The organism is Myxococcus sp. AB025B, assembly GCF_006518215.1.
GTDB classification, from domain to species: domain Bacteria; phylum Myxococcota; class Myxococcia; order Myxococcales; family Myxococcaceae; genus Myxococcus; species Myxococcus fulvus.
This window is the reverse complement of record NZ_SRLW01000065.1, coordinates 13,757-38,145: the sequence shown is the minus strand read 5'-3', so window position 1 is coordinate 38,145 and position 24,389 is coordinate 13,757. Positions and strand designations below refer to the sequence as shown.

General features: G+C 70.0%; 22 protein-coding genes. 14 read left to right on the top strand and 8 right to left on the bottom strand.

The window, feature by feature from the left end; all coding sequences use genetic code 11:
- The coding region (locus tag FL311_RS13600; RefSeq protein WP_141325570.1) for a CHAP domain-containing protein at positions 1–614 on the top strand (614 nt) is incomplete at its 5' end.
- Between the two features lie 176 nt (positions 615–790).
- A complete protein-coding gene (locus FL311_RS13595) occupies positions 791–1,555 on the top strand; it encodes a biosynthetic peptidoglycan transglycosylase (RefSeq protein ID WP_228556852.1) in 765 nt (254 codons plus the stop codon).
- Positions 1,556–1,714: 159 nt separating this feature from the next.
- On the opposite strand, the gene FL311_RS13590 is transcribed toward FL311_RS13595, so the two are convergent.
- The 3 genes from FL311_RS13590 to FL311_RS13580 all read right to left on the bottom strand — a co-directional run bounded on the left by FL311_RS13590 (position 1,715) and on the right by FL311_RS13580 (position 5,106).
- Entirely contained in the window at positions 1,715–3,613 is a 1,899-nt protein-coding gene (locus FL311_RS13590; protein WP_194869189.1) for a DNRLRE domain-containing protein, read from the bottom strand.
- A 198-nt stretch (positions 3,614–3,811) separates the two neighbouring features.
- The gene (locus FL311_RS13585; protein WP_141325567.1) at positions 3,812–4,396 is read right to left on the bottom strand and encodes a hypothetical protein; all 585 of its coding nucleotides are present in this window, start codon (positions 4,394–4,396) and stop codon (positions 3,812–3,814) included.
- Positions 4,393–5,106: a hypothetical protein gene (locus FL311_RS13580; RefSeq protein WP_228556851.1), complete on the bottom strand. Its 714-nt coding sequence runs from the start codon at positions 5,104–5,106 to the stop codon at positions 4,393–4,395. The genes FL311_RS13585 and FL311_RS13580 overlap by 4 nt, the downstream gene beginning before the upstream one ends.
- Positions 5,107–5,656: 550 nt before the next feature.
- On the opposite strand from FL311_RS13580, the gene FL311_RS13575 reads away from it, so the two are divergent.
- The 8 genes from FL311_RS13575 to FL311_RS13540 all read left to right on the top strand — a co-directional run bounded on the left by FL311_RS13575 (position 5,657) and on the right by FL311_RS13540 (position 17,515).
- Entirely contained in the window at positions 5,657–7,030 is a 1,374-nt protein-coding gene (locus tag FL311_RS13575; protein ID WP_194869188.1) for a DUF2156 domain-containing protein, read from the top strand.
- Between the two features lie 181 nt (positions 7,031–7,211).
- On the top strand, positions 7,212–8,525 hold the full coding sequence (locus FL311_RS13570; RefSeq protein ID WP_141325565.1) for a cytochrome-c peroxidase: 1,314 nt from the start codon (positions 7,212–7,214) through the stop codon (positions 8,523–8,525).
- A gap of 13 nt (positions 8,526–8,538) precedes the next feature.
- The gene (locus FL311_RS13565) at positions 8,539–9,657 is read left to right on the top strand and encodes a metallophosphoesterase (protein WP_141325564.1); all 1,119 of its coding nucleotides are present in this window, start codon (positions 8,539–8,541) and stop codon (positions 9,655–9,657) included.
- A 15-nt stretch (positions 9,658–9,672) separates the two neighbouring features.
- A complete protein-coding gene (locus FL311_RS45035) occupies positions 9,673–10,500 on the top strand; it encodes a c-type cytochrome (RefSeq protein WP_228556850.1) in 828 nt (275 codons plus the stop codon).
- Positions 10,501–10,662: 162 nt separating this feature from the next.
- Entirely contained in the window at positions 10,663–11,391 is a 729-nt protein-coding gene (locus tag FL311_RS13555) for a 2OG-Fe dioxygenase family protein (protein WP_141325563.1), read from the top strand.
- Between the two features lie 243 nt (positions 11,392–11,634).
- Positions 11,635–14,061 carry an ABC transporter permease gene (locus FL311_RS13550; RefSeq protein ID WP_141325562.1) on the top strand — a complete coding sequence of 809 codons (2,427 nt, stop codon included), beginning with the start codon at positions 11,635–11,637 and terminating at the stop codon, positions 14,059–14,061.
- A 124-nt stretch (positions 14,062–14,185) separates the two neighbouring features.
- Positions 14,186–15,253 (top strand): GlxA family transcriptional regulator, encoded by a 1,068-nt coding sequence (locus tag FL311_RS13545; RefSeq protein ID WP_228556849.1) that lies wholly within the window; start codon positions 14,186–14,188, stop codon positions 15,251–15,253.
- Positions 15,254–15,424: 171 nt separating this feature from the next.
- The gene (locus tag FL311_RS13540; RefSeq protein WP_141325561.1) at positions 15,425–17,515 is read left to right on the top strand and encodes a prolyl oligopeptidase family protein; all 2,091 of its coding nucleotides are present in this window, start codon (positions 15,425–15,427) and stop codon (positions 17,513–17,515) included.
- On the opposite strand, the gene FL311_RS13535 is transcribed toward FL311_RS13540, so the two are convergent.
- The 3 genes from FL311_RS13535 to FL311_RS13525 are packed head-to-tail and all read right to left on the bottom strand — an operon-like array spanning position 17,512 to position 19,704.
- Positions 17,512–18,318: an ABC transporter permease gene (locus FL311_RS13535; RefSeq protein WP_141325560.1), complete on the bottom strand. Its 807-nt coding sequence runs from the start codon at positions 18,316–18,318 to the stop codon at positions 17,512–17,514. The two genes, FL311_RS13540 and FL311_RS13535, sit on opposite strands and share 4 nt — an antisense overlap.
- A 4-nt stretch (positions 18,319–18,322) precedes the next feature.
- Positions 18,323–19,081, bottom strand: a complete 759-nt coding sequence (locus tag FL311_RS13530) for an ABC transporter ATP-binding protein (protein WP_141325559.1) — start codon at positions 19,079–19,081, stop codon at positions 18,323–18,325.
- Positions 19,081–19,704, bottom strand: a complete 624-nt coding sequence (locus FL311_RS13525) for a YdeI family protein (RefSeq protein ID WP_141325558.1) — start codon at positions 19,702–19,704, stop codon at positions 19,081–19,083. The genes FL311_RS13530 and FL311_RS13525 overlap by 1 nt, the downstream gene beginning before the upstream one ends.
- Here FL311_RS13525 and FL311_RS13520 point away from each other — a divergent pair.
- Positions 19,703–20,050, top strand: coding sequence for a hypothetical protein (locus tag FL311_RS13520; RefSeq protein WP_141325557.1), 348 nt, complete (start codon positions 19,703–19,705; stop codon positions 20,048–20,050). The genes FL311_RS13525 and FL311_RS13520 overlap by 2 nt on opposite strands.
- Before the next feature lie 15 nt (positions 20,051–20,065).
- Here FL311_RS13520 and FL311_RS13515 read toward each other — a convergent pair whose 3' ends face one another.
- Positions 20,066–20,704: a macro domain-containing protein gene (locus FL311_RS13515; protein ID WP_194869187.1), complete on the bottom strand. Its 639-nt coding sequence runs from the start codon at positions 20,702–20,704 to the stop codon at positions 20,066–20,068.
- A 47-nt stretch (positions 20,705–20,751) separates the two neighbouring features.
- On the opposite strand from FL311_RS13515, the gene FL311_RS13510 reads away from it, so the two are divergent.
- Positions 20,752–21,525 (top strand): glutathione S-transferase family protein, encoded by a 774-nt coding sequence (locus FL311_RS13510; RefSeq protein ID WP_141325555.1) that lies wholly within the window; start codon positions 20,752–20,754, stop codon positions 21,523–21,525.
- 6 nt (positions 21,526–21,531) lie between these two features.
- Here the strand turns inward: FL311_RS13510 and FL311_RS13505 are convergent, their stop codons facing one another.
- On the bottom strand, positions 21,532–22,296 hold the full coding sequence (locus FL311_RS13505; protein ID WP_141325554.1) for a hypothetical protein: 765 nt from the start codon (positions 22,294–22,296) through the stop codon (positions 21,532–21,534).
- 88 nt (positions 22,297–22,384) lie between these two features.
- Between FL311_RS13505 and FL311_RS13500 the strand changes: the two genes are divergently transcribed.
- Together FL311_RS13500 and FL311_RS13495 are read left to right on the top strand one after the other, a co-directional pair.
- Positions 22,385–22,954, top strand: coding sequence for a DUF1629 domain-containing protein (locus FL311_RS13500; protein WP_141325553.1), 570 nt, complete (start codon positions 22,385–22,387; stop codon positions 22,952–22,954).
- Between the two features lie 85 nt (positions 22,955–23,039).
- Complete coding sequence (locus FL311_RS13495) at positions 23,040–24,377, top strand: AHH domain-containing protein (protein WP_141325551.1); 1,338 nt, start codon at positions 23,040–23,042, stop codon at positions 24,375–24,377.
- The last annotated feature ends 12 nt before the right edge of the window (positions 24,378–24,389 follow it).

Genomic DNA, 24,389 nt, shown 5'->3' with positions numbered 1-24,389 from the left:
TCTCCGGCGCGCCCAGCCCCACCCAGCCCTGCGCGCGCCACGCGGCCCGGTCCGACAGGGACACGGCCGCGGCTGTGTGGCGCGCGAAGGGCTGGGTGGGGCTGGGCTCGCTGAAGACGGTGAGCAGCTCGGTCAACGATGACTGTTCGGGCCTGACGCAGTTGGCCTACCGCCGTCCCGGGCTCAGCCTGATGCCGTCGCTCACCCTGCCCGGGGAGAACGGCGTGAAGGCCATCTACCGGAAGGCGGGCTCGTTGGGCGCGCTCCGCCAGACGCCGAAGCCGGGGGACCTGGTGTTCTTCCGCGAGACGCTGGACCGCAACAAGGATGGACGTCGCAACGACGGGCTCACGCACATCGGCATCGTCGAGAAGGTGGGGAAGGACGGCACCGTCACCTTCGTGCATCGCGCGGGCGGTGGGGTGAAGCGCGGCCGCTTCAACCAGGCGCGCCCGGACGTGCACAAGGACGAGAAGGGGCGCGTCGTGAATGACTGGCTGCGCCGCCGCGAGAAGCGCCAGCGGGCCTACCTGGCGGGCGAGCTGGTGGCCGGCTTCGCCTCCGTGGACGACAGCTGGCAGGCGCCCGTCACCGCGTCGCGGACGCAGCGCTGAGGGGGAGGTGACGTCCGGGGCGCGAGGCGCTATGCACGGCGCCGATGTCGACCACGGATGGACGACCGGAAGGCTCGCCGGAGGGTCCCGAGGCCACGGCCCGGACGCCTTCGGTGGCGGCTGTGTCTTCGCAGGCCCCCGCGCCTCGTCGCCGCAAGACGTGGCGATTCAAGGTGATGCTTGGAGCGGTGGTGCTGCTCCTCGGCTTCGGCGTGTATGAGTACGTCACGCTCCCCAAGGCCGCGTCGCTCGAGAAGGAGAACCCGAAGTCGACCGCGCTGATGGACCAGCGCGCCGAGGAGGCTCGGGCCGAGGGGAAGAAGGTCCGTCGGCGGCAGCACTGGGTGCCGCTCTCGTCGGTGCCGAAGCACGCGGTGGACTCGGTGCTCATCTCCGAGGACGCGAGCTTCTATCTGCACGAGGGTGTGGACACGACGGAGATGCGCAAGGCGCTCGGCGAGGCCTGGGCGAAGGGGCAGCTGGGGCGCGGGGCTTCGACCATCACCCAGCAGCTCGCGAAGAACCTCTGGCTGTCCACGGACCGCAGCCTGTTCCGCAAGGCGAAGGAGCTGGTGCTCGCGCGGCGACTGGAGGATGCGCTGTCGAAGAAGCGCATCCTCACGCTGTATCTCAACGTCGTCGAGTGGGGGAACGGCGTCTATGGCATCGACGCCGGAGCGCGGGAGCACTTCGGTGTGTCCGCGTCGCAGGTCTCCGTGGCCCAGGGCGCCATCCTCGCCGCGATGCTGCCCGCGCCTCGCAAGCGTGCTCCGTCCTCCGGCTCTCGCGCGCTGTGGCGGCGCGCGCACTGGATTGTGGACCGGATGGAGTCCGTGGGGCGCATCTCCGAGGCGCAGGCCACGGATGCGCGCGGGGACATCGACCGGTTGTTGGGGCGCACACCCGCGGGGAAGGGCGACGACGGAGACGACGGCGCGTGACCTGCGCGGTGGCTCGCGAAGCACCCGGTGCCATCGCGCGCCTTGTCGATGCCGCCCGTGTCTCTTCGCGCCGTCGCTCCGTGGAGCTTGCGTCACGAGCGTCCAACGTGGCTCGCGGCCTCATCACGCTGGTGCGCGGCCTGCGCGGTGGTGGTGTGTTCAGGGCGTGAGCTGGAGGAACAGCAGGTCTCCCGCGCCTCGCGAGTTGTACGACGTGTCTCCGGGCGCCAGGGCTTTCGTGAAGGGAACGCAGAGCCGGGCCTGGCCTCCGTACGTGACTTGGAGGGCCACGCTGTCCGGTGCGGTGCTCCCCAGCTCACGGGAGTCCATGTGCTTCCCCGCGCTGTCGTAGCGCGCGACGAAGTGGAGGACTTCACCCCGTGAGAGCGCCGTGCTCCCGAGCGCGCCGCCTCCGAGGTCCAGCTTCGCGTCCCGCGTCCAGCCGGCGACGACCAGCTCGCCCTTCGAGCTGCGGCCCAAGGACTGGCCGCGCGCTGCTTTCGAGGCGCCCATGACGCGCGCCCAGCCATCCGCCGCCGTCTCGTGCAGCGTACCGAGCAGGACGTCCTCGCTCGCCTCGACCGCCTCCCCGTCGAAGGAGAACCGGCCGCTGACGTCACCGACGAAGGCCACGTCCCCACGTGCCATGGGGGTGAGCGCGCGGATGCTGCCCTTGGCTCCGTTGAAGGCGCGGAACCACTGCGGCGTGCCGTTCGCGGAGAGCTTGCCGAGGAACGGCGTCTCTCCGCTCGTCGCGTTCAGCAGCCACGAGTCCGTGTGCCCGCCGATGTAGATGAAGCCCGCGCCATCCGTGGCGAGGGCCTCCGCGGTCGAGCCCTCGTCTCCACCTGGAAACGCGAGCGACCACTCGTGGGCACCGCTCGCGTGGAACTTCGCGAGGAAGAGCGCGGGCACGGAGTCATCCCGCGTCCGGTTCCCCGGGTCCGCGTAGAGCCGCCCACGCCCCAGGCCCATCTCGCCCGTGAAGTGGCCCGTGATGATGACACTCCCCCGCGAGTCGAGCGTCACCGCCTGTGCCCTCGCGAGCCCCGAGCGCGTGTCCGAGAGCTCCGCGCGAAAGCCTCGGGACCACAGCGGTGTCCCTTCCGCGGACAGCTTGAGCAGGAAGATGCCGGACGCCACCGACGCCTCCTCGATGTACGTCAGCGCGCCCGTGCCCAGGTCTGGGGCACCCTGATATGCGCCCACGGCCCAGACCTCACCCGAGGTCGCCACCGCGAGCCCCGTGGCCTCCACGCGCTCACCCACCGCGTAGGCTCGCGACCACTGGTGCGAGCCATCCGCGCCGTAGCGCGCCACGACGAGTCCTCGCTCGCCCTGGAAGATTTCGCCGCCGAAGTCACCGCTGTCCTTGAAGGCGCCCGCGACGAGGAAGTCGAGCCCGTCCTCCGCGCTCGCCATCGCCGTGACGCGCTCGTCTCCTGCTCCTCCGCGATGCCAGCTCCAATCCGGTGCGGGTGTCCGAGGGGGCGCTGTCGGCTCCCGTGTCTCCACCACGAGGCGCGGCCGCATCGCCGGGTCCACGTCCTCGCGCGAGGCGAAGTCCGCGCCGTCGATGTCCGTCGAGAAGAGTCCGAAGTCCCGCGTGCCGTTGCCCGTCACCGCGGACGTCACATCCAGCTCCACCCAGCGGCCGGCGCGCACCTCCTTCGCGTCGGACAACGCGGGGCCTATCGCGGCGGGCTGCCGGTCGAACGTGACGCTGTCCTCCTTCCAGTCGGAGTCCACCAGCCGGACGACGGGCCCATGGCCCGAGCCGTTCGTCACGAACAGTCGCAACACCGCGCGCTTCACCGGGCCCTTCAGCCCCGACACCTCGAAGCGCAGGAAGGAGCGGTACTCGACGGGGGCGTCGTCCACGTAGAGCTGCGGCGCGGCGCCGAAGTTCTTGTCGGGCCTGACGGAGTCGACGTGTGCATCCGCGACGGCGACGAAGGTGCCGCCTCCGGTCGCGAAGTCGCCCTGCTGCTCCAGGGGCGTCACCGCCTCGGGTGAGGTGAGGCCGCCACAGTGCGGCAGCAACGCCAGGACCGCCATCGCCCCCGCCTCTCGCCATCCCCGCTTCCTGCTTCCGTGCATCGTCCCCCCCACGCCGCGTGCTCGCGAGGAGGCCGGCTGTGCATCGAGGGTGCCGCGCGCGGACGTGCGAAGCCCGACCCTCGCCTCATCCCGACGGACGAGGCGAGGGGCAAGGCGCTTCCTCCGAGGAAGAAGACGAGGGCCCGGCGTGGGGCGCTACAGTCCGCCCGCTTCCAGCGCGCCACCCAATCCCGGGAAGGGCTTGGTCAGCACGGCCTGGAACACGATGTCCTCGAGGACAATCTCGACGGGGAACCGGGGCGTGCCCAGCCCGCTGCGCACCACGGTGTTGCTGACGATGAACCAGACGCGCCGCTTGCCCACGGCGTCCTTCAGCGCGGGATGGTCGATGCGGATGGGCGTTCGGGTCTCCGGGTCGAAGTCCCGCGTGGGGAGGATCTCCGCCGCCTGCGCGTAGTACGCGGGCCGGTTCAGGTCCGAGTAGACGAGGGGCTCGTCAGGCGTGGCCTGCCCGGTGAAGGACAGCCGCATGGACGTGCGCAGCGTCAGCGACGGGGACGGGTTGACGATGGTGAACGTGGCGGAGACCTCCTCCACGATGATGTCCAGGTCGTCGGTGTTGACCGACTCCTCGGGCAGGTCCAGCGCCACCTCGGCGTAGACGGGCTGGAGGACGGAGGTGACGGGCACGCGCACGTCGAAGGGCTCGGTCTCGATGTCGATGCGCGCCGAGCAGCCGGACAACATCAGGACACAGCAGGCGAAGAGCGCGCGCATCATCGGAAGGACCAGGAGACATCGAAGACGGGAAGGACGGGGAGCGTCTCGCCGGGGACGGCCGGGTCGCTCAGGTCGACATACGTGGCGCCGAGGCCCAGGCCGAAGCCCTCGCCGCCGTAGCGGATGCCCGCGGCGGCGCGCAGCTTCGCGCCACCCTTCACCCGCACGCCGGCCTCCGCGACCACGGACCAGTGCCCCACGAAGTTGAGCGCCGCGCCGCCGGTGAAGGACAGGTAGTCGGTTGTGTAGCGCGCGTAGCGGGCCTCGCCCTGCACCAGCAGCCGGCCGAGCGACAGGCCGTAGACGGCGTAGAACGAGGGGCCCTGGAACTCGGGCTCGAAGCGCTGCAGGCCGGTCGTCCGGGACTCGACGATGCCCGAGTAGACGGAGGCGCCGACGAAGTGCGTGTAGCGCGCGCCCACGACGAAGCGGTGCGGGCCGGACGCGAGCGCCCAGCGCAGGCCCAGGTTGGGGGCGAGCAGCAGGTCCGCGTAGACGGAGGTGTCCAGCGCGAGCCCCGCGAACAGCGGCAACGCGGAGCGCTGCAGCCCGAGCACGGGCGCGTCGATGACCTCCGCCGCGTCCGAGCCCATCAGTCGCGCGGTGTTGGTGCGCACGCCGACCGAGGGCTCCGCGGAGGCGGGCAGGGGAGACAGCCAGGAGACGAGGAGACTGCACAGGGCGGCGGTTCCGGTGCCAATGACTCGCACGCGAGAACGTCTGGAGTGTTTCAAATGGGGTGCTCCTGAAGTGGGCGACGCGGGTCCGGCGTGCGCCTCACGTGAGCCAGGTTGTATCGCTCGACAGCGGCGGGGTCGATGGGTGGTCCGGGCGGTCATTTTCAACCTGCCCCGGTGAAACCACACTCATGCACGAGCAGCCGTGTCTTCCGTCGGTCCGGTTGCCCGGAGTCTCGTGATTCGTTCAATGCCTGCCAAAGACATGGGCCCGTGTGCGTCCGTCGGATGGGCGGGAACACCCATGGGCGGAGCGGTGGGCGTGCTGGCGGGCGACCGGGAGCGGGTCGGCTCGCGAAGGCTCCGAGCCTCGCGTCTGGCGCATGAGTGGAACTCACAGCGCGACGCTGTGGGCCTCATGGTGTGAGGAGCACCAACGTCCCTTGGCGGTGGGGTGCACGCTACCCTCGCGAAGGGTGCGGCCTCATCACCCGGGCATGCCGGCCAGGCGAGCGCGGTGCCCGCCTGGGGAAGCCGCCGCACCGTACACGCGGGCCTGACGGGCCCGAGGAGCACCAGGGCCGTGGACGTCGAGCAGGAGCACGCAGGGGACGAGCGGGAGCGCGCGCTGGAGCTGCTGCGCCGGTTCGGCTGGAACGCCACGTCCTTCCAGGTGCTGATGCCGGGCTTCCGCTACTGGTTCGACCCCGCGGGTGACGCCTTCGTCGCGTACGTGGACACGGGCGGCGCGTGGGTCGCCGCCGGAGCGCCCATCGCCGCGGAGGCATCACTGGCCCGCGCGGCGGAGGGCTTCCGCGAGGCCGCGCGGCGCGAGGGTCGGCGCGTGTGCTTCTTCGCCACCGAGCCGCGCTTCACCGAGGCCGTCCCCATGGAGTCGCTCTCCATCGGCGAGCAGCCAGTGTGGGAACCCTCCCGCTGGGACACCGTGGTGCGCGGCAGCAAGAGCCTGCGTGAGCAGCTGCGCCGCGCGCGCTCGCACGGCGTGGTGGTGCGCGAGCTGCCCTCGGAGGTGCTCGAGGACGCGGAGCACCCCTCGCGGCAGGCGCTGGAGCGGCTCAAGAAGCGGTGGCTCGCGTCGCGGCGCATGGCCCCCATGGGCTTCCTGGTGCAGCTGCGCCCGGACTCCTTCGCGCGCGAGCGGCGCGCCTTCGTCGCCGAGGCGAAGGGCGAGCTCATGGGCTTCCTGCTCGTGTCCCCTGTCTACGCGCGCGACGGCTGGTTCCTCCAGGACCTGGTGCGCGACCCGGAGTCCCCCAACGGCACCGCGGAGGCCCTGGTGGACGCGGCCATGCGCACGGCCGCCGCCGAGGACCGCCGCTATGTGACGCTGGGCCTCGCGCCCCTCTCCGGCCCGGTGCGCCCGTGGCTGCGGCTGGCGCGCGCCTGCGGCCGGCCCCTGTTCGACTTCGAGGGTCTGCGCACCTTCAAGGCGAAGTTCCGCCCCGACTCCTGGGTGCCCCTCCACCTCTCATATCCGGAGCCGCGCGGAGGCGTGCTCGCCGTCTACGACGCGCTGCGAGCCTTCGCGCGCGGCAGCCTGGTGCGCTTCGGCGTGGCCACGCTGCTCAGGCGCCCCCGCTTGCTGGTGCACGCCCTCGCGGTGCTGCTCGTGCCCTGGACGGCGCTGCTCGCGCTGCCCACCACCACGCGCTGGTTCCCGTCCCTGCGCGTGCAGTGGAGCTGGGTGCTGTTCGACGTGGCGCTGGCCGCGGGCCTCTTCTCCCTGGTGCGCCGCTGGCGCAACGGGCTGGCCACCACCCTGGTGTGCCTCACCGCCGCGGACGCGTGCCTCACCTTCGTCCAGGCCGCCGTCTACAACGCGCCCCGCGCGCGCGGCCCCGTCGACTGGCTGGTCATCACCGCCGCCATCCTCGCGCCCGCCACCGCCTCCGGCCTGCTCGTGCGCGCTCGCGACTTCCGCCTGCCCGCGCGCTGACGCACCGCGCTCATTCCCTGGCGGACATCCCGCCCTCGCGGGTTTCCACAGGTCGACACTCCTCCGAAAGTCACCTGGACCCGAAGGCAGGGAGAATGGTGTTTTCCGGAAAGAGCTGTTCTGGCTTCGGGCGCCGCGACTTTCTCGCGGCGCCGTCCGTCGCCGGTTGGGAGGGGTGACCATGCGAACGCCGTGGGGCGTTGCCCTGTCGCTCGCCGTGTTGCTGTGGGTCCACGAGAGCCACGCCGCGCCCGAAGCCCAGCGCTCGGCTCCGCCACCCTCGCCGTTGCCGCCCGGGGTGTCGGCCGTGCTGTGGAAGCTGTCGGTGCCAGAGAGCGCGGCGCCCACGCCGGAGCGGGTGGCGTTGGGAGAGAAGCTCTACAACGAGAAGCGTCTGTCCCTGGATGACAGCGTGTCGTGCGCCACGTGCCACGACCCGGCCAAGGGCTTCACGGACCACCTGCCGGTGTCGGCGGGCGTGAAGGGCCAGTTCGGCATGCGCAACAGCCCGACGGTGCTCAACGCGCTCTTCAACGCCTCGCAGTTCTGGGACGGGCGCGCGGCGACGCTGGAGGACCAGGCGAAGCTGCCCATCCTCAACCCGGTGGAGATGGCCATGCCGTCCCCCGAGGCCGTGGTGGCCAAGCTCAAGGGCATCCCCGAGTACGTCACCGCCTTCCAGCAGGTCTTCAAGCGCGACATCACCTACGACGACCTGGCCGCGGCCATCGCCGCCTTCGAGCGCACGCAGTTCTCCGGCAGCGCCCGCTTCGACCGCTTCATCCACGGCGAGACGAAGGCGCTCAACGAGTCCGAGCGCCGGGGCTGGGCGCTGTTCAACGGCAAGGCGCGCTGCAACGCGTGCCACGCGGGCAACGCCGTGTCGCCGCTGTTCAGTGACCAGAAGTTCCACAACATCGGCGTGTCCGCCCACAACCAGGACTTCCCGCAGCTGGCCCGCGAGGGCCTGAAAATCGTCCGCCTGGGCGACGAGAAGCAGATCGACGAGCTGGCGCTCCAGACGCGCTTCTCCGAGCTGGGCCGCTTCCTGGTGACCAAGCAGGAGAACGACGTGGGGGCCTTCAAGACGCCCACGCTGCGCAACGTGGGCATCACCGCCCCGTACATGCACGACGGCACGCTCGCGACGCTGTGGGACGTCATGGACCACTACAACAAGGGCGGCGTGGCCAACCCGTTCCTCGATGGAGGGATGCAGCGGCTGGGGCTGACGGAGCCTGAAATCGACGACCTGGTGGCCTTCCTCTTCACGCTCACCGACGAGCGCTTCACGAAGCTCAATGGCCAGGAGCTGGCGAAGCAGCGCGCGCGCAAGAACAAGCGCCCGGAGCGGGACACCGCGGTGGCGATGGGGAAGAAGGGGAACCTGGGAGACCTGGCGCCCAATCCGGACCTGGCGGTGAAGAACCCGGCGGACATCGGCGTGTATGGCACCGAGACCTTGCCCAAACCCGCTTCGACGAAGCAGCCCTGAGGAGGCGCCGTCCATGGGGAACAAGTTCCGCAGCATCGAGACGAAGCACCACGAGGAGCGCGACGCCTTCTTCGAGGGCCTCAAGCGCCTGGACCGCCGGGCCTTCCTGCGCGTGGCGGGCATGTCCGCCGGCATCGTCGCCGGCATGGGCCTGCGCACGCCGCAGAGCTTCCAGCTGGTCAACGTGGCCGAGGCGCAAGGCACCAAGCCGCGCTTCACCTTCGCGTACATCTCCGACACGCACCTGTACGAGCAGAAGCTCAATGACCGCTTCGTGCGCTCCATCCTGAAGGCGGTGGACGACGTCAACGGGCTGGACCCGCAGCCGGACTTCGTCCTCTTCGGCGGGGACCTCGCCCAGCTGGGCGCGCCGGGCGAGCTGAAGCTGGGCGCCCAGATTCTCAAGAGCGTCAAGGCGCCCGTGAAGATGATGGTGGGCGAGCACGACTGGTTCCTCGACATGGGGGACATGTGGAAGGACCTGTTCGGCGCGCCGAACTACTCGTTCGACCACAAGGGCGTGCACTTCGTGGTGCTCAACTCCATCCTGGAGAAGGACTTCTGGACGGAGCGCAAGCTCACGCCGAAGGAGCGGATGCAGATTGTCGCGGGCCTGGACAACGGCATCCAGTCCCGCTTCGAGGTGGGCGAGCCGCAGCGCGCCTGGATGAAGCAGGACCTGGCGAAGGTGGACAAGAAGACCCCGGTCATCGTCTTCAGCCACTCGCCGCTCTACAAGTACTACCGCCCCTGGAACTTCTGGACGGACGACGCGGACGAGGTCCAGGCGCTGCTCAAGCCCTTCGACAAGGTCACCGTCATCCACGGGCACACGCACCAGCTGTTGTCGAACCGCATCGGCAACATCCAGTTCCACGGGATGCTGTCCACCGCGTGGCCGTGGCCGTACGCGCCCGAGGGCCTGCCGCAGCTCACGGTGCAGATGAACCGGCCGGACCCGTTCAGCCAGTTCGACGGGTGCGGAGACGGACGCATGGACGTGCTGGAGTCGGGTCTGGTGGACAAGCTGTACAACCTCTGGGAGCGCAACCCCATCACCGTCCGGGCCAGCTACCTGGGCTCGGGTGGGAAGCAGGACGCGCCGCCCCGGACGAAGCTTCCGAGCTACTGAGCGCGAGGCGACACGATGAACTTCCGGATGAAGCTGTGGGTGGGAACCGGAGCGCTGCTGTCCTTCGCGGGAGGCGTGGCCCTGGCCACCAGTCCCGCCGAGCGCCCCAAGGCGTCCTCGCTGAAGACAGAGCCGCTGCCGCGTCACCAGGTGCCCGTGTCGAAGGACGGCAACCTGGTGGTGGGCATGTGCGACGGCCAGACGTCCCTGGAGGTCAAGGGCGTCAAGGAGGGTGAGTCGCTCACGCGCGAGCAGGCCCAGCGCGTGTCCGACGAGCTGATGGCCGCGTGGCACCAGAAGAACCCGGACGCGACGTGGGACCCGCCGCCCGTGCGGCGCGTGGTGGCGCAGGCGCAGAAGCAGCCGCAGCCCAACCCGCCCATGGGCACCAACCAGCCCTCGACGGGCGGTGTGGTGCGCGAGGGCGGCGTCACGGCGGAGAGCGGCGGCCGCGAGGTGCGCAAGGAGGCCGGCGCGAACATCCAGGACGGCCACTCCTACGGCGCCTTCACGCCTCGCGATGAGGCGGTGTGGGCCGCGTCCACGCAGCAGTTCGTGGAGGAGGGCCACCGCGTGTTCCACGACGCGGCGGCCGTGGGCGGCACCATCGCGGTATCCTGTGACATGTGTCACCCGGATGCATCGAACACCCACCCGGAGACGTATCCGAAGTACCAGGTGCAGCTGGGCCGCGTGGCGCTGCTGCGGGACATGATCAACTGGTGCATCGAGAACCCGGTGCGCGGCAAGCCGCTCGCGGATGGAGACCCTCGGATGCGCGCGATGGAGGCCTACATCTACGCGCAGCGCAAGGGCGTGAAGCTGGAGTACGGGAAGAAGTAGTCCGCGCGTGGGCCCGTGCCTCGGGGGAGCGGGGCACGGGTGCACAGTCGCGGCGACGGGCCACCGGAACAGTCCGTGGCCGGTTGGGGGACCGACGAGCCCGGGGCTCACGCGAGGGTTGACGGCGGTGTCCGGAAGGACGATGTCTCGCGGGCAAGACGCATGAGCTTCTCGCCCCCCATCAGCGCTCCCTCCGAAACCGTCAACGCCCTGAGAGACAGGGGCTACGCCGTGCTGGACCGCGCGGGCCTGTCCGCGCTGGTGGGCATCCCCGCCGCGGAGCTGGATTCATGGCGGCCCACCTGGGACGCGCTGCCGACGGACGGCTACCTGCGCGACGGTGGCCGATATCGAACGCGCCGCCACTCGTGCTTCGTCGTGGAGGGCGACACCGTCACCCAGGTGCCCCACCGCGCGCACTGGCAGCCCGTCGAGTACAACGCCCTGCACGGCGGCCTGGAGCGCTGGTTCGAGCCGATGACGTCCACCGTCATCGAGCACCCCGAGTGGCCCCGGCTGCTCAGCCGCCTGGCGGCCTGCGGCTCGGCGCTCAAGGGCGCGCAGCCCTGGTACGTGGAGGCGCACCAGTTCCGCATCGACACCACGGACGGCATCGGCCGGCCGACGCCCGAGGGCGCGCACCGCGACGGCGTGGACTTCGTCGTGGTGCTGCTCGTCGGACGCGACGGCATCAAGGGCGGCGAGACGCGCGTGTTCGAGGCCGCTGGCCCCAACGGCATCCGCTTCACGCTGACGGAGCCCTGGTCGGCGCTGCTGCTCGACGACGAGCGGGTCATCCACGAGAGCACGCCCATCCAGCCGATGGGGACCGCGGGACACCGCGACACCCTGGTGCTCACCTTCCGCGCCAAGGGCTTCCAGGGCCCCTGAGCCGCGGTCAGGACCGCCAGGCGAACCACCTCCTCCCGAGAGCCGGAGACGATACCGAGGGGCCACCGCGCGAGGCCCGGGCGACACCCTCGTGACGAGGCGCGTCCGGAATCGTCGGAACGACGTCCTTGTCTCCGAGTGGAGGTCCGCTTGAGACTCACCCCGCGGTGGTCGCGGCTCGCACGCTTTCGTGAGAGGGGGAGCGGCCAGCGGCCCGGGCCTGTCCCGGCACAGGAGCAGGTGATGTTGGACACTCTCTGGCAGGACCTCCGTTACGGCGCGCGCGTGCTCGTTCGCAGCCCCGCCTTCACCCTCGCCATCCTGTTGACGCTGGCGCTGGGCATCGGCGCGAACACGGCCATCTTCAGCCTCATCCACGGCGTGCTGCTCCGGCCGCTGCCCTATGCGGACGGCGCGCGGCTGGTGCACCTGGAGCAGCCGGTGACCCGGGCGGGCGTGGAGAACACGGGCTTCTCGCCGGTGGAGCTTGCGGACTACCGGGCGCAGCTCACGCGCATCCAGGGGCTGGTGGAGTACCACTCGATGCCCTTCAACATCGTGGGACACGGCGAGCCTCGGCGGGTGCAGACGGCGGTGGTGTCCGCGGGCTTCTTCGACACCCTGGGCGTGCGTCCGCTCCTGGGCCGCGCGTTCCTCCCCGAGGAGGAGGCCCCCGGCGCCGCGCCCGTGCTCATCCTCAGTCACGCGTATTGGAAGAACGTGCTGGGCGGAGACCCGGCCATGGTCGGGAAGACCTTCACGATGAACGGGCGAACGCACACGGTCATCGGCGTGCTGCCTCCCGTGCCGCAGTACCCGGCGGAGAACGACGTGTACATGCCCATCTCCGCGTGCCCGTTCCGCTCGGGCGCGGACTGGGCGCATGGGCGTACCAGTCGCGGGCTCACCGTCCTCGGACGACTGGCGCCGGGAGTGTCGCTCGCGGAGGCCCGCGTCGAGCTGGCCACGGTGGCGACGCGGCTGCATGAGACGCATCCGGAGGACTACCCTCCGGCGGAGGGGTTCTCCACCACGGTGTCGAGCCTCCAGGACCGGCTGGTGGCGCGTGCGCGGCCCACGCTGCTGCTGCTGCTGGGCACCGCGCTCTTCCTGCTGCTCGTCGTCTGCGCGAACGTGGCGAACCTCACGCTGGCGCGTCTGGCGCGGCGTGAGCAGGAGCTGGCGGTCCGCGCGGCGCTGGGCGCGGGGCAGGGCAGGATTGCACGGCAGTTGCTGACCGAGCACCTGTTGCTGTCGCTCGTGGGCGGACTGCTCGGGCTCATGGTGGCGGCGGCGGGCATGGAGCTGCTGGTGGCGTTCGTGGCGCGCTACACGTCGCGCGCGGTGGAGGTGGAGGTCGGCCTGCCCATGCTGCTCATCAACCTCTGCCTGTCGCTGGGCACGGGGCTGGTGCTCTCGCTGCTGCCCGCGATGCCGGCGCGCACGGTGCTCGGCTCGGCCGTCACCGGGGGCGCGGGGACGTCCCGGGTGAGCCCGCGTCTGCGGGGGTTCTTCATCGTCTCGCAGGTGGCGCTCTCGTGCATCCTGCTGGTGGGCGCGGGGTTGATGTTGCGCAGCATGGCGCGGCTGCATCGCGTGGACCCGGGGTTCGACGCGGACAACGTGCTCACCGCGCGCGTGGACCTCGGGTGGGACCGTTATCGCGAGGACGACAAGGTCCGCGCCTTCGTCGAGGAGCTGTTGCCCCGGCTGGAGGCGATGCCGGGGGTGACCTCCGTCGGTCTGGCCAACGCGCTGCCGCTCAGTGAGAACAGGCCCTGGACGACCACGTTGCAGGTGGACGGACAGGAGCTCGCTCCGGGGCAGACGCGGCCCCAGGCGGACCTGCGCAGCGCGACGGGCGGCTACTTCCGGGCGCTCGGCGTGCCGTTGCTGAAGGGGCGGCTGTTCGAGCCAGGTGACCGTCCCGGAACGGACCCGGTGGTGGTGGTGAACCAGGCGTTCGTGCGCGCACACCTCGGCGGTGGGGAGGGAGTGGGGCGGCGCATCTCGTTCGATGGAGGGAAGCACTGGGTCACGGTGGTGGGCGTGGTGGGGGATGTGCGGGAGCGCGGACTCGGCGATGCGCCGCCGCGCGAGGTGTATCTCCCGTTCGCGCTGCAGCCACTGAGGGACTTGAGGCTGCTCGTCCGCACGCAGGGCCCGCCGATGGTGCTCGCGGAGCGCGTGCGCGCGCTGGTGCACGAGCTGGACGCGGTGCAGCCGGTGACGGACGTGCATCCGCTGTCGAACGTGCGCAACGAGTCGCTCGCCGCGCCGCGCTTGATGACGATGCTCCTGGGGTTCTTCGCGGTGCTGGCGCTGGTGCTGACGTGCACGGGCCTGTCCGGCGTGGTGGCGTTCTCGGTGAGCCAGCGGGTGCGGGAGATGGGCATCCGCCTGGCGCTCGGTGCGACGCCCGCGGGCGTGCTCGCGCTGGTGCTGCGACAGGGCATGCACCTGGTGCTGGTGGGGCTCGCGGTGGGGACGGCGGGGGCGCTCGGCCTGTCCTCGTTGATGGAGGGGTTGCTGTTCGGCGTGGAGCCCACGGACCCGGTGACGTTGCTGGGCGTGCTGCTGTTGCTGGGCGGCACGGGCGTGGTCGCCTGTCTGCTGCCCGCGCTGCAGGCCTCGCGGGTGGACCCGGCCATCTCGCTGCGGGGCGCGTGACTCGCGTGTGGCGCTGGGCGAGGGAGCCCACCCTCGCCGCGAGGCAGGCGCTCGGAGTCGTGCTCGCGTCTCGGGGCTGGCGTGACACCTCGCGAAGAGCCCACGCTCCCGAGGCGGGGCTAACATGCCGGAGCGTGAGGCGCGGATGACGGCGACACGGAAGCGGGTGGGCATCCTCGGCTACGAGGGCGTGGAGAGCCTGGACCTCGTCGGGCCGCTGGAGGCCTTCGCGAAGGTCCAGTCGGACGGCCAGCGCGGCTACGAGGTGCTGGTGGTGGGGCTGCACCCGGGAGAGTTCCGCTCCGAGTCGGGCGTCGTCTTCAAGCCGCACCTCGTGCTGGAGGACGCGAGCGGGTTGGACACGCTCGTCATCCCCGGGGGCGCGGGCCTGCGGACCCCGGAGACCCACGCGCGGGTGACGCGGTGGCTGCGCGCGCATGGGGCGAAGCTCCGTCGAGTCGTCTCCGTGTGCACGGGCATCTACGCGCTCGCGGCGTCGGGGCTGCTCGATGGACGACGCGCCACCACGCATTGGCAGTTCGCGCGGGACGTGGCCGAGCGCTTCCCGAAGGTCCGCGTCGAGGCGGACGCGCTGTTCATCCAGGACGGCTCCTTCTACACGTCCGCGGGAATCACCGCGGGCATCGACCTGGCGCTCGCGCTCATCGAGGAGGACCACGGCCCACGCTCGGCGCTCACCGTCGCGCGGGAGCTGGTGATGTACCTCAAGCGCCCCGGAGGCCAGGCCCAGTACTCGGAGCCGCTGCGCTTCCAGGAGGAGAGCGGAGGACGCTTCGGAGACCTGCCGAGCTGGATGCTGGTCAACCTCGCCAAGGACCTCTCCGTCGAGGCCCTGGCCGAGCGTGTCTCCCTCAGTCCGCGACACTTCGCGCGCCAGTTCCGCGCGGTCTTCGGACAGACGCCCGCCGCGTACGTGGAGCAGCTCCGGCTGGAGGAGGCGCGGCGCAGACTGGTGGAGGGCCACGGCGGCATCGAGCAGGTGGCGCTCGCCGTGGGCTTCCAGAGCGCGGACGTCTTCCGCAGGGCCTTCGAGCGTCGCTTCGGCGTGGCGCCGAGCCTGTATCGCGAGGGCTTCCGCGCCCGTGCGTCGGCGGGTCCCAGGGGCTCGCCAAGGCCCGGGCGTCCTGGTGGCGCCAGGCGGACGGGGGCTCGAGCGCGGGCCTCACGCTGAGCCCCGGGCGGGACGCGGTGTGTCGCCGGTGGGGCACGCCGGGCGGGTGGCGAGGACCCGGGGCTTCAAGGGAAGCTGCCTGCTCGTGGGAGGGCGAGGGGTCGTGGCCTGGAATGGGCGCGGCCGAGCCGTGTTGGAGGCCCGCCGCATCCCCACCAGGAGACGAGGACCATGGGCAGGTTGTTTGTCGCGCCGCTGCTGACCGGGCTGTTGACCGCTTCGGCGGCGATGGCGGAGGAGGACCCCTTCCTGTGGCTGGAGGAGGTGCAGGGGCAGCGCGCGCTGGAGTGGGTGCGCGCGCAGAACGCGAAGACGGAGGTCGTGCTGGAGAAGGACCCGCGCTTCGAGCCCTTCCAGGCCGAGGCGCTGCGCATCTTCACCGCCACGGACCGCATCCCCGCTCCCTCGTTCCGCGCGGGCGGCGTGGACACCTTCTGGCAGGACGCGGCGAACCCTCGCGGCCAGTGGCGACACACCACCACGGAGGGCTACGCGAGCCCCACCATCCCCTGGCAGACGGTGCTGGACGTGGACGCGCTGTCGAAGACGGAGGGCGCCAACTGGATCTGGAAGGGCAAGGAGTGTCTGCCCCCCGCGGACCAGCGCTGCATCGTGCGCCTGTCCAACGGCGGCAAGGACGCGGTGGAGGCGCGCGAGTTCGACGCGGGCACGAAGCAGTTCGTCGAGAACGGCTTCAAGCTCACCGAGGGCAAGCAGTCCGTGGACTGGCTGGACACGGACACGCTGCTCGTGGGCCGTGACTGGGGCGGGGACACGCTCACCGAGTCCGGCTACCCGTTCGTGCTCAAGCGCTGGAAGCGCGGCACGCCGGTGGAGCAGGCGACGGAGGTGTTCCGCGGCGAGCGCACGGACGTGTCCGCGTCGCCCATCATCCTGCGGGACGAGGAGGGCGCGCTCCAGGCGGTGCTCGTCAACCGCGGGGTGACGTTCTACGAGTCGGAGCTGTACCTGCTGGGAGACGCGGCGCCCGTGCGGCTGCCGTTCCCGAGGAAGGTGTCCTTCCAGGCCTTCCTCCAGGGCCAGGTGGTCTTCACCATCGAGGAGGACTGGGGCGGCTTCAAGCAGGGCGCGCTGCTGGCCTATCCGCTGGCGGCGCTGAAGGCGGACCCGGCGAAGGCGAAGCCCACGCTCATCCTCCAGCCCGGTCCTCGCCAGGGCATCGAGCGCGTGGCGGCCACGCGCAACCTGCTGCTCGTCAACGTGTACGAGGACGTGAAGGGCGCGCTGGACGTCTACACGCCGGGCAAGAAGCGCTGGACGCGCAAGCGGCTGGCGATGCCGAAGAACGCGTCGGTGGAGATCGTCGACACGTCCTCCTCGCACGACCAGGTGTTCGCGGGCGCGGAGGGCTTCCTGGAGCCTGGGTCGCTGTGGTTCGGCGACGCGGCGGCGGGGAAGGTGAAGCGCATCAAGTCCCTGCCGGCGCGCTTCGATGCGTCCAAGCACCGCGTGGAGCAGTTCTGGGTGAAGTCGAAGGACGGGACGAGGGTGCCGTACTTCCTGGTGCGCCCGGTGAAGCCGAAGGTGGCCGGCGTCACGCCGACGGTGGTGTACGGCTACGGCGGCTTCCAGGTGTCCAAGCCGCCCGTCTACCTGCCGGAGATGGGCAAGCTGTGGCTGGAGCGGGGCGGCGCGTACGTCGTCGCCAACATCCGCGGCGGCGGTGAGTTCGGCCCGAGCTGGCACCAGGCCGCCCTGCGCGAGAAGCGCCAGCGTGCGTTCGATGACTTCGCCGCGGTGTTGGAGGACCTGGTGCGCCGCAAGGTGACGTCGCCGAAGCACATCGGCATCTACGGGCGCTCGAATGGTGGCGTGCTCACCAGCGTGGTGATGACGCAGCGGCCGGAGCTGCTCAACGCGGCGGTCATCGAGAGCCCGCTCATCGACATGATGCGCTACCCGAAGCTGCCCGCGGGCGCGTCCTGGGTGGGCGAGTACGGCGACCCGGCGGTGCCCGAGGACGCGGCGTTCATCTCGAAGTACTCGGCCTACCAGAACCTGAAGCCGGGCGTGCGCTACCCCAAGCCGTACATCACCACGAACACGAAGGACGACCGCGTCCACCCGGGACACGCGCGCAAGTTCGCCGCGAAGCTGGAGTCCATGGGGCTGCCGTATCTGTATTACGAGAACACGGACGGCGGGCACAGCAACGACTCCGACCCGATGCTGAACGCGCGCCGGTGGGCGCTGCACCACGTGTACCTGTCGCAGCAGTTGATGGACGCCGCGGCGCCCTAGCTGACGCTCTCCGCGCTGTAGCGGGCGATGAGGCCCGTGCGCACGGCGTGGCGGAAGACGCGGGTGAAGAAGAAGGCGGCCAGCAGGATGTAGAGGATGGCGAGGCCGCCTCCCAGCGCCACCGTGGACCAGGACACCGAGCCACCGGCGACGATGGCGCGCATGCCCTCGAACACGTACGAGGGCGGCAGCATGCGGCTGATGCCCTGCATCCACGAGGGCAGCGTGGACAGCGGGTAGAAGACGCCGACGAACGGGGACAGGAGCGCGGGGATGGGCCAGATGAACCACTCCGCGGACGGCCCCAGCCGCAGCACCACCGCCGTGCCGATGATGCCCAGCGCGATGCCGAAGAGGAACAGCACGAGCAGGAACGGCACCAGCATGGCGCCATAGACGAGCATCGACAGGCCGAACACCGAGCCCGCGACCACGAGCATCACGACGAGGCCCACCGAGCTGGTCGCGATGCTGGAGAGCACCAGCCCCAGCACGTACTCGCTGATGGACATGGGCGTGGCGAAGACGTTGAGGAAGTTGCGCGACCAGACGTCCTCGAAGAAGGCCATCGTCACGCCCTGCATGACGCGGGTGAGGAAGTCCCAGAGGAGGACGGCGCCCAAGAGCGCGGGCACCAGGTCCATGCCGGGCTCGTGGGTGATGGTGCCCAGGTAGCGGGTGATGAAGCCCCACAGGACGATGTCGATGGCCACCCACGCGAAGAGGGGGAAGACGCGCGAGGGGCTGCCCTTGAGCAGGTAGAACTGGCGCAGGACGACGGCGGCGGCGCGGGACAGTCGCATGGCTTCAGTGATTCCCCAGCGCGAGCGGCTCGCGGGCGACGGTGATGAACAGCTCCTCGAGCGTGGCCTTGCCGTGCTCCTGCGGCAGCTTGCGAGGGTCTCCCTGGAGCAGCACCTTGCCGCGCGACATGAAGAGGACGCGGTCGCAGACCTCCTCGACCTCGTACATGTTGTGGGACGTCCACAGCACGCCGCCGGTGCCCTGGGCCGCGAAGTCGCGGATGCGGGCGCGGATGTCCTTCGCGGTGGCCGGGTCCAGGGACGCGGTGGGCTCGTCGAGCAGGAGCAGCTGCGGCTGGTTGAGCATGGCCTTGGCGAGCGCCACGCGGGTCTGCTCGCCCGAGGACAGCACGCCGCTCTTGGTGTCGCGGAAGCGCACGAGGTCGAACTCCTTCAGCAGGGCCTCGATGCGCTGGGAGACGTGCTTCACGCCGTAGATGAGCCCGAAGTAGCGCAGGTTCTGCTCGACGGTGAGGTTGCCGGGCAGGGGCGCGTAGACGGCGGCGAAGTTGGTGCGCTCCAGGGCCTGGGAGCGGTGCTTCGCCAGGTCCACGCCCTGGATGTGGATGGAGCCGGAGGTGGGCTCGAGCACGCCGAGCACCATGTTGATGGTCGTCGTCTTGCCGGCGCCGTTGGGGCCGAGCAGCCCGACGATTTCGTTGCGGCCCACCTCGAAGGAGATGCCGTCGACGGCGACGGTGCCCGCGTAGGTCTTGCACAGCTCGCGCACGGCGAGCACGGGGGAGGAGCTGGAGGCGGGCATCAGGTGTGGATCTTCTCGTTCCGGGCGAGCATGTCGACGTACTCGGCGATCTTGCGGGCGCGGGTCTCCGCCTTCTTGACGTTCTGGACGCGGAACAGGATGGCGTAGCGGTTGACGGAGTTGAGTGTCGAGAAGAACGCCTGGGCGCGCGGGTTGGCGGCCAGGGCCTGGGCGAGGTCCTCCGGCACGGTGGCCGTGCGCGCGGAGTCGTAGGCGGCGTCCCAGCGGCCGCTCTTCTTCGCGTTCTCGACCTCGGCCAGCCCCGTGGGGCGCATCTTCCCGGCGTCGATGAGGGCGAGCACCTTCTCGCGGTTGATCTTCGACCAGATGCTGCGCGGGCCGCGCGGGGTGAAGCGCAGGAGGTACGCCGTTTCGTCGAAGCGGCCCTTCTGGCCGTCGATCCACCCCCATATCAACGCGACCTCCAGCGCCTCCTGGTAGGTGACGGAGGTGGGACTGTGGCCCTTCTTCGTGAACTTGAGCCACGCGCCGCGCGAGGTGTGGTGTTTCTCCATCCACTGGTCGAAGGCGGCGGGGGTCTCGAAGAAGACGATGGGCAGGCCGTCCGTGGGCGCGGGGGCGGAAGGTGTCTTCGTCGTGGCGGGCGCGGACTTGGATGGCATGGGCGGGTTTCGAGCGGCGCGGGTGGTGGGCTTCGCGGCCGGGGACTTGTGGGTCGCGGCGCTGGCGAGCGTCTTTCGAGCACCGGCCTTGCGCGGCGCGGTGCTGGCGGTGGGCTTCGGGGCCGAGGACTTGCCGGTCGCCGCACTGGCCGGGGTCTTCGGGAGGGAAGACTTGCCGCGCCTGGCGACGGGAGGAGGCGTCCGCGGGGCCACGGACTTCCCGGCGAGGGCGTTCCGGGAGGCCTTCACGGGGGCGGTGGTCTTCCCGTGCTTCGACGCGGGGAGGGAGGACTGCTTCGTCGAGGAGCGGGGCTCGCGGGCAGGGCTCATGGGGACCGGCTTGTAGCACGGGTCCGCGGTGCTATGGCTTCAGCCGGGCGTCGTCCGTCGCGGCTGCGTGGAGCGTGCCGGGGATGAAGTCCGGTCCCACCACGGTGCGCAGCCACGCGTCCTTCATCTGGCGCGCGCAGCGGAGGGCGGGCATGCGGCCGACGGCGGTGCCCAGGCCTGGGGTGAGGATGGTGCGGATGGGTGTCTTCGCCGTCTTGTTGTACGCGAGCACGCAGCGCAGCGAGGCGCGCATGGCGAGGTAGGCGTTCACCGTCTCGCTGACATCCGTGGGCACGCGCATGGTGGGCGCGCTGATGCACCAGGGAATCTCCTCGCGGCCGGTGGGGACGAGCACCGCGCTGCCCACGGGCAGCTCGCCGCCCCAGTCTTTTTCGAGCAGCTCGCGCAGGCGGTCCTGGACCTGCTGGCCGAGCTGGTACGTGTACACGGCGTCGATGCCGCCATCCATGAACCCGAAGCTGTTGGCCGGGCTGATGATGGCGTCGGCGCGGATGTCGATGGGGTCCTTGGGGGACACCTGTCCCTCGCGCTCGGAGAAGATGTCTCCTCGGGAGATGGTGATGCCGTCGAGGCCCTCGAACTCCTGGCGCCAGGCCTCCACCAGGGAGTGGCTGAGGTCACGCAGGTGCAGTCGGAGGGGAGGCGTCATGTCCTGGTTATACATCCCGCCCAGGTCCGGCGTAGGTTCCGGGGCCTATGCGCACGCTGTATGGGTTGCGGTACTCGGGTTGGACGGAGAAGGCCCTCTGGGCGTTGGACCACCACGGTGTCGACTACCGTTACCGCGAGCACACGCCGCTGACGGGTGAGCTGGCGTTGCGGTGGCGCACGCCGAAGGGCATGCGTCCCACGGTGCCGTTGTTCGTGGAGCCGGAAGGGGCGACGACGGGTTCGTTCTCGATTGCGCGCAGGGCGGAGGCGCAGGGGCGCGGTGCGCCGCTGTTTCCCGCGAGTGCGATGGAGACCATCGAGCGCTGGGAGCTGGTGAGCGACGCGGTGCTGGGTATCGCCCGGGCGAACGTGTTGCGACGGATGCTGGAGAATCCGCGCGCGCAGCGGGAGAGCCTGCCCGCGTACATCCCTGGGTTTCTTCGGGGTGTGTCCACGCCGGTGGCTCGATTGGGGGTGCGGTTCATTTCGCGCAAGCATCACGCGGTGGCGGACCCCGAGCGGGTGCTGCATGAGAAGGCGGTCCCCGCGTTGGAGCGGCTTCGCGCGGAGCTGAAGGGGCGTCCCTATCTGATGGACGGCTTCACGTACGCGGACATCACGGCGGGGCTGATGCTCCAGTTCGTGCGGCCCGTCGATGACGCGTGGTTGCCGGTGGGGCCGGGGACACGTGAGGTATGGCATCACGAGTCGCTGGCCGCGGCGTTCCCGGACCTGCTCGCGTGGCGGGACGCGCTGTATGCGAAGCACCGCCGCCCCGCGTTGTTGGGGGCTGGCGGTGTGGTGGCTCGCGCGAGCTGAAGCGGGCTACTTCGTCTTCGCGGGCGGGGTGCTCTGGGGGGCAGCCATGCGCTGACGAATCATCTCTTGAATCTGCTCGGGGGACTTGCCCTTGAAGTCCTCGGGCTTGAAGGAGCCCATGACGGAGTCGTTGGGGCCGGGGGCGTCGAGCTCCTCGTAGTCAGCGGGGATGGTGAAGAGGGAGGCAGGCTGCTCGCCGACCTTGATGTTGGTGACGTCGATTTCGGCCTGGAGCTTGCCTTTGGTGTCGAAGGTCTGGCTGCGCACGTAGGCGACCTCGGGGAGGTCGGTGGGGCGCCACACCTTCTGACGCTCGACGGCGCCCTCGGCACCGGGAGGGACACCTTCATAGATGACGGTGGGGTGGCCGTTGACCTTCTGGGTGCCGACCTTCTTGAAGCCCTGTTCCTTGAAGCACGCGTCGAAGTCCTGGTTCTTCCCGGAGCAGGCGCCGGGAATCTTCACAGACATGTCGTCGAGGTTTCGCGTGGTGGCGGCCTTGCGCTCGTGGAAGAGGGTGGAGCCGGTGCGCTTCTCCCAGTTGAAGAGGATGGACATGCCGCCGGGGACCTCGGCGGGGGACAGGTCCATGCGCAGCATGCCGGTGCGGCCGTACATCTTGCCCTTGGTCTCGGGGGCGGCCTTCTGGCCGGGCACGGGGGCGCTCTTCACGCGCAGGTCACCGACCCAGTCCGCGAGCGCGGGCGAGGACACGAGCAGCGTGGCGGCGAGGACCTTCGACAACGTGTGACGAACCGTGGATGTGCTCATGGGCGCACCACAATCCAGGGCCTGTGTGGGTGTCAAACCCGCTCGTGCTCCCTTGCTGGTTCAGGGGCAGGTCGCGAGGATGCCCGGGATGTCGAATCGCTACTTCAAGCTCGCGCAGGTGATGGAGTTCGGGAACTGGACCTTGGGCGACCCCGTGGATGAGACGGGGCAGGAGGTGGAGGACCCATATGTCTTTCGTTCTGGGCGAGCGCTTTCGCCCCAAGGACGTTTGAGCGTCCCCATCGAAGAGCCCGGGCGACGCCTGGAGTTCAGCACCACGGCCCTCGGCATGGCGCCCGTCGTCCATGTCCGGGTCGCGGAGCTCTTCGCTGAGCTGTCGCCTGACACGGTGCAGCTCCTCCCCATCGAAGTTCAAGGGATGCCCGACCAGTACCTCCTCGTGGTCGTTACCCGGCTCATCCGCTGCATCGACGACGAAGCCTCCGACGAGGTGCTGTATTGGAAGCCCAAGGATGGTCAGCCCGAGCGGGTGGGGGAGTACAGGTCCGTCATCGGCATGCGCATCGACACCTCGAAGGTCGGCGACGCCAAGGTGTTCCGCACCTGGGGCTGGGACCTGGGCCTCATCATCTCCGAGGACCTCAAGCTCGCGCTGGAGCGCGCCCACGTCGTCGGCGTGCGATTCACCGAAGTCTAGGCCTCCGGAATCACGAACGAGGCGGGTCCCACCGAGCCGTGTCAGGGCCGCGAGGCATGGTTCTGGCTCCTGCCACGGAGGGCCCATGTCGCCACGTTGGTGCGTCGCGCTGCTCATGCTGTTGACGGGTGTGGGGTGCTCCTCGGCCCGGGTTGTTCGCCTCGACACAGGGAGCGGGGTCTTCACCCTGACGCCCTACGAGGAAGAGGGCTCGGAGCAGGCCGAGGCCCGACTCGAGGATGACGAGTTCGAGGACGCGATGAAGTCCCTGTCTCGTGATGTCGTCCCCTCGAACAACCCGATGGGGCAGGCCCGTGAATTGTTCGGGCTCCCCTCCCGCAGCGGGTTGTACCTCTACGAGCACCGGACGCACCGGCTCTCGGCCAGAGGCGTGCCCTCGGCTGAGGGGCCACACCTGCTGGAGACGTATGCGGACGAGGAGATGACCCAGGCCTATGGCCGATGGTGTCGGAACAAGGGCACGCCGGGCGACTGCCTGAGTCTGTTGGAGGAAGGCCCTCTGCTCGGCAGTGATGGCAAGTACGTGCTGGCGATGGCCATCGCCATGGGCTCGGTCTGGGAGGAGTCAGCCGAGGCGCTGGAGGACATGACCGACCCCAGGCAGGTCCTCTCCGTGGTGATGGCCTCGGTGACGATGTACATGCTCCTGTGGACCTTGCCCGAGCCCGTGTCGAAGGGCCTGGCGACGCTGCTGACAGCGACAGCCATCGCCTATCTGGGCGTCGACACGGTGTTGGGCATCATCGGAGGATGGTGCGCGCTCGTCAGGGATGTGGACCGTGCCACCACTTTCGAGCAGCTCGACGAAGCGGGCTCCGCATTTGGTGCGGTGCTGGGGGAGAACGCGGCACGCGTCTTCGTGATGTTGGCCACCGCCGCTATCGGCAACACGGCGGGGCTGGCGGCGAGGTCAGCGCAACTGCCAGGCTCCGCACAGGCGGCGCTGGCGGTCGAGTCTCAGGCGGGTTTTCAGTTCGCGGCCGTGGGGTCGGTGCGCTCGGTCGCAGTGTCGGGCGAGGGATTCACCATCGCGCTCGCACCCAATGCGCTGGCGATGGCGGAAGGAGGTCAGGGGAGGACGCAACGGCATCACATCGCCACGGACAAGAACAGCATCTCCACGGTCCGGGGCGGGCCTTGGACGCCGGAGTTCAGACGACTCTTCAGGAAGGCGGGGATGGAGCTGAAGGACCCGGAGAACATCGTGGAAGTCCGTGGTCACAAGGGGCCGCACTCTCAGGAGTACCACCAGTTGGTTTTCGACCGACTCCGGGGTGCGACCCAGACCTGTCGCACCGTCGAGGCCTGCCGCAGGGCGCTGACGGCCGAGCTGCGGCAGATGGCCACAGAGGTCGCGACGAAAGGGACGGAACTCCATCGGCTCGTGACTCAGGGCAAGTGAAGTTGCGAGGAT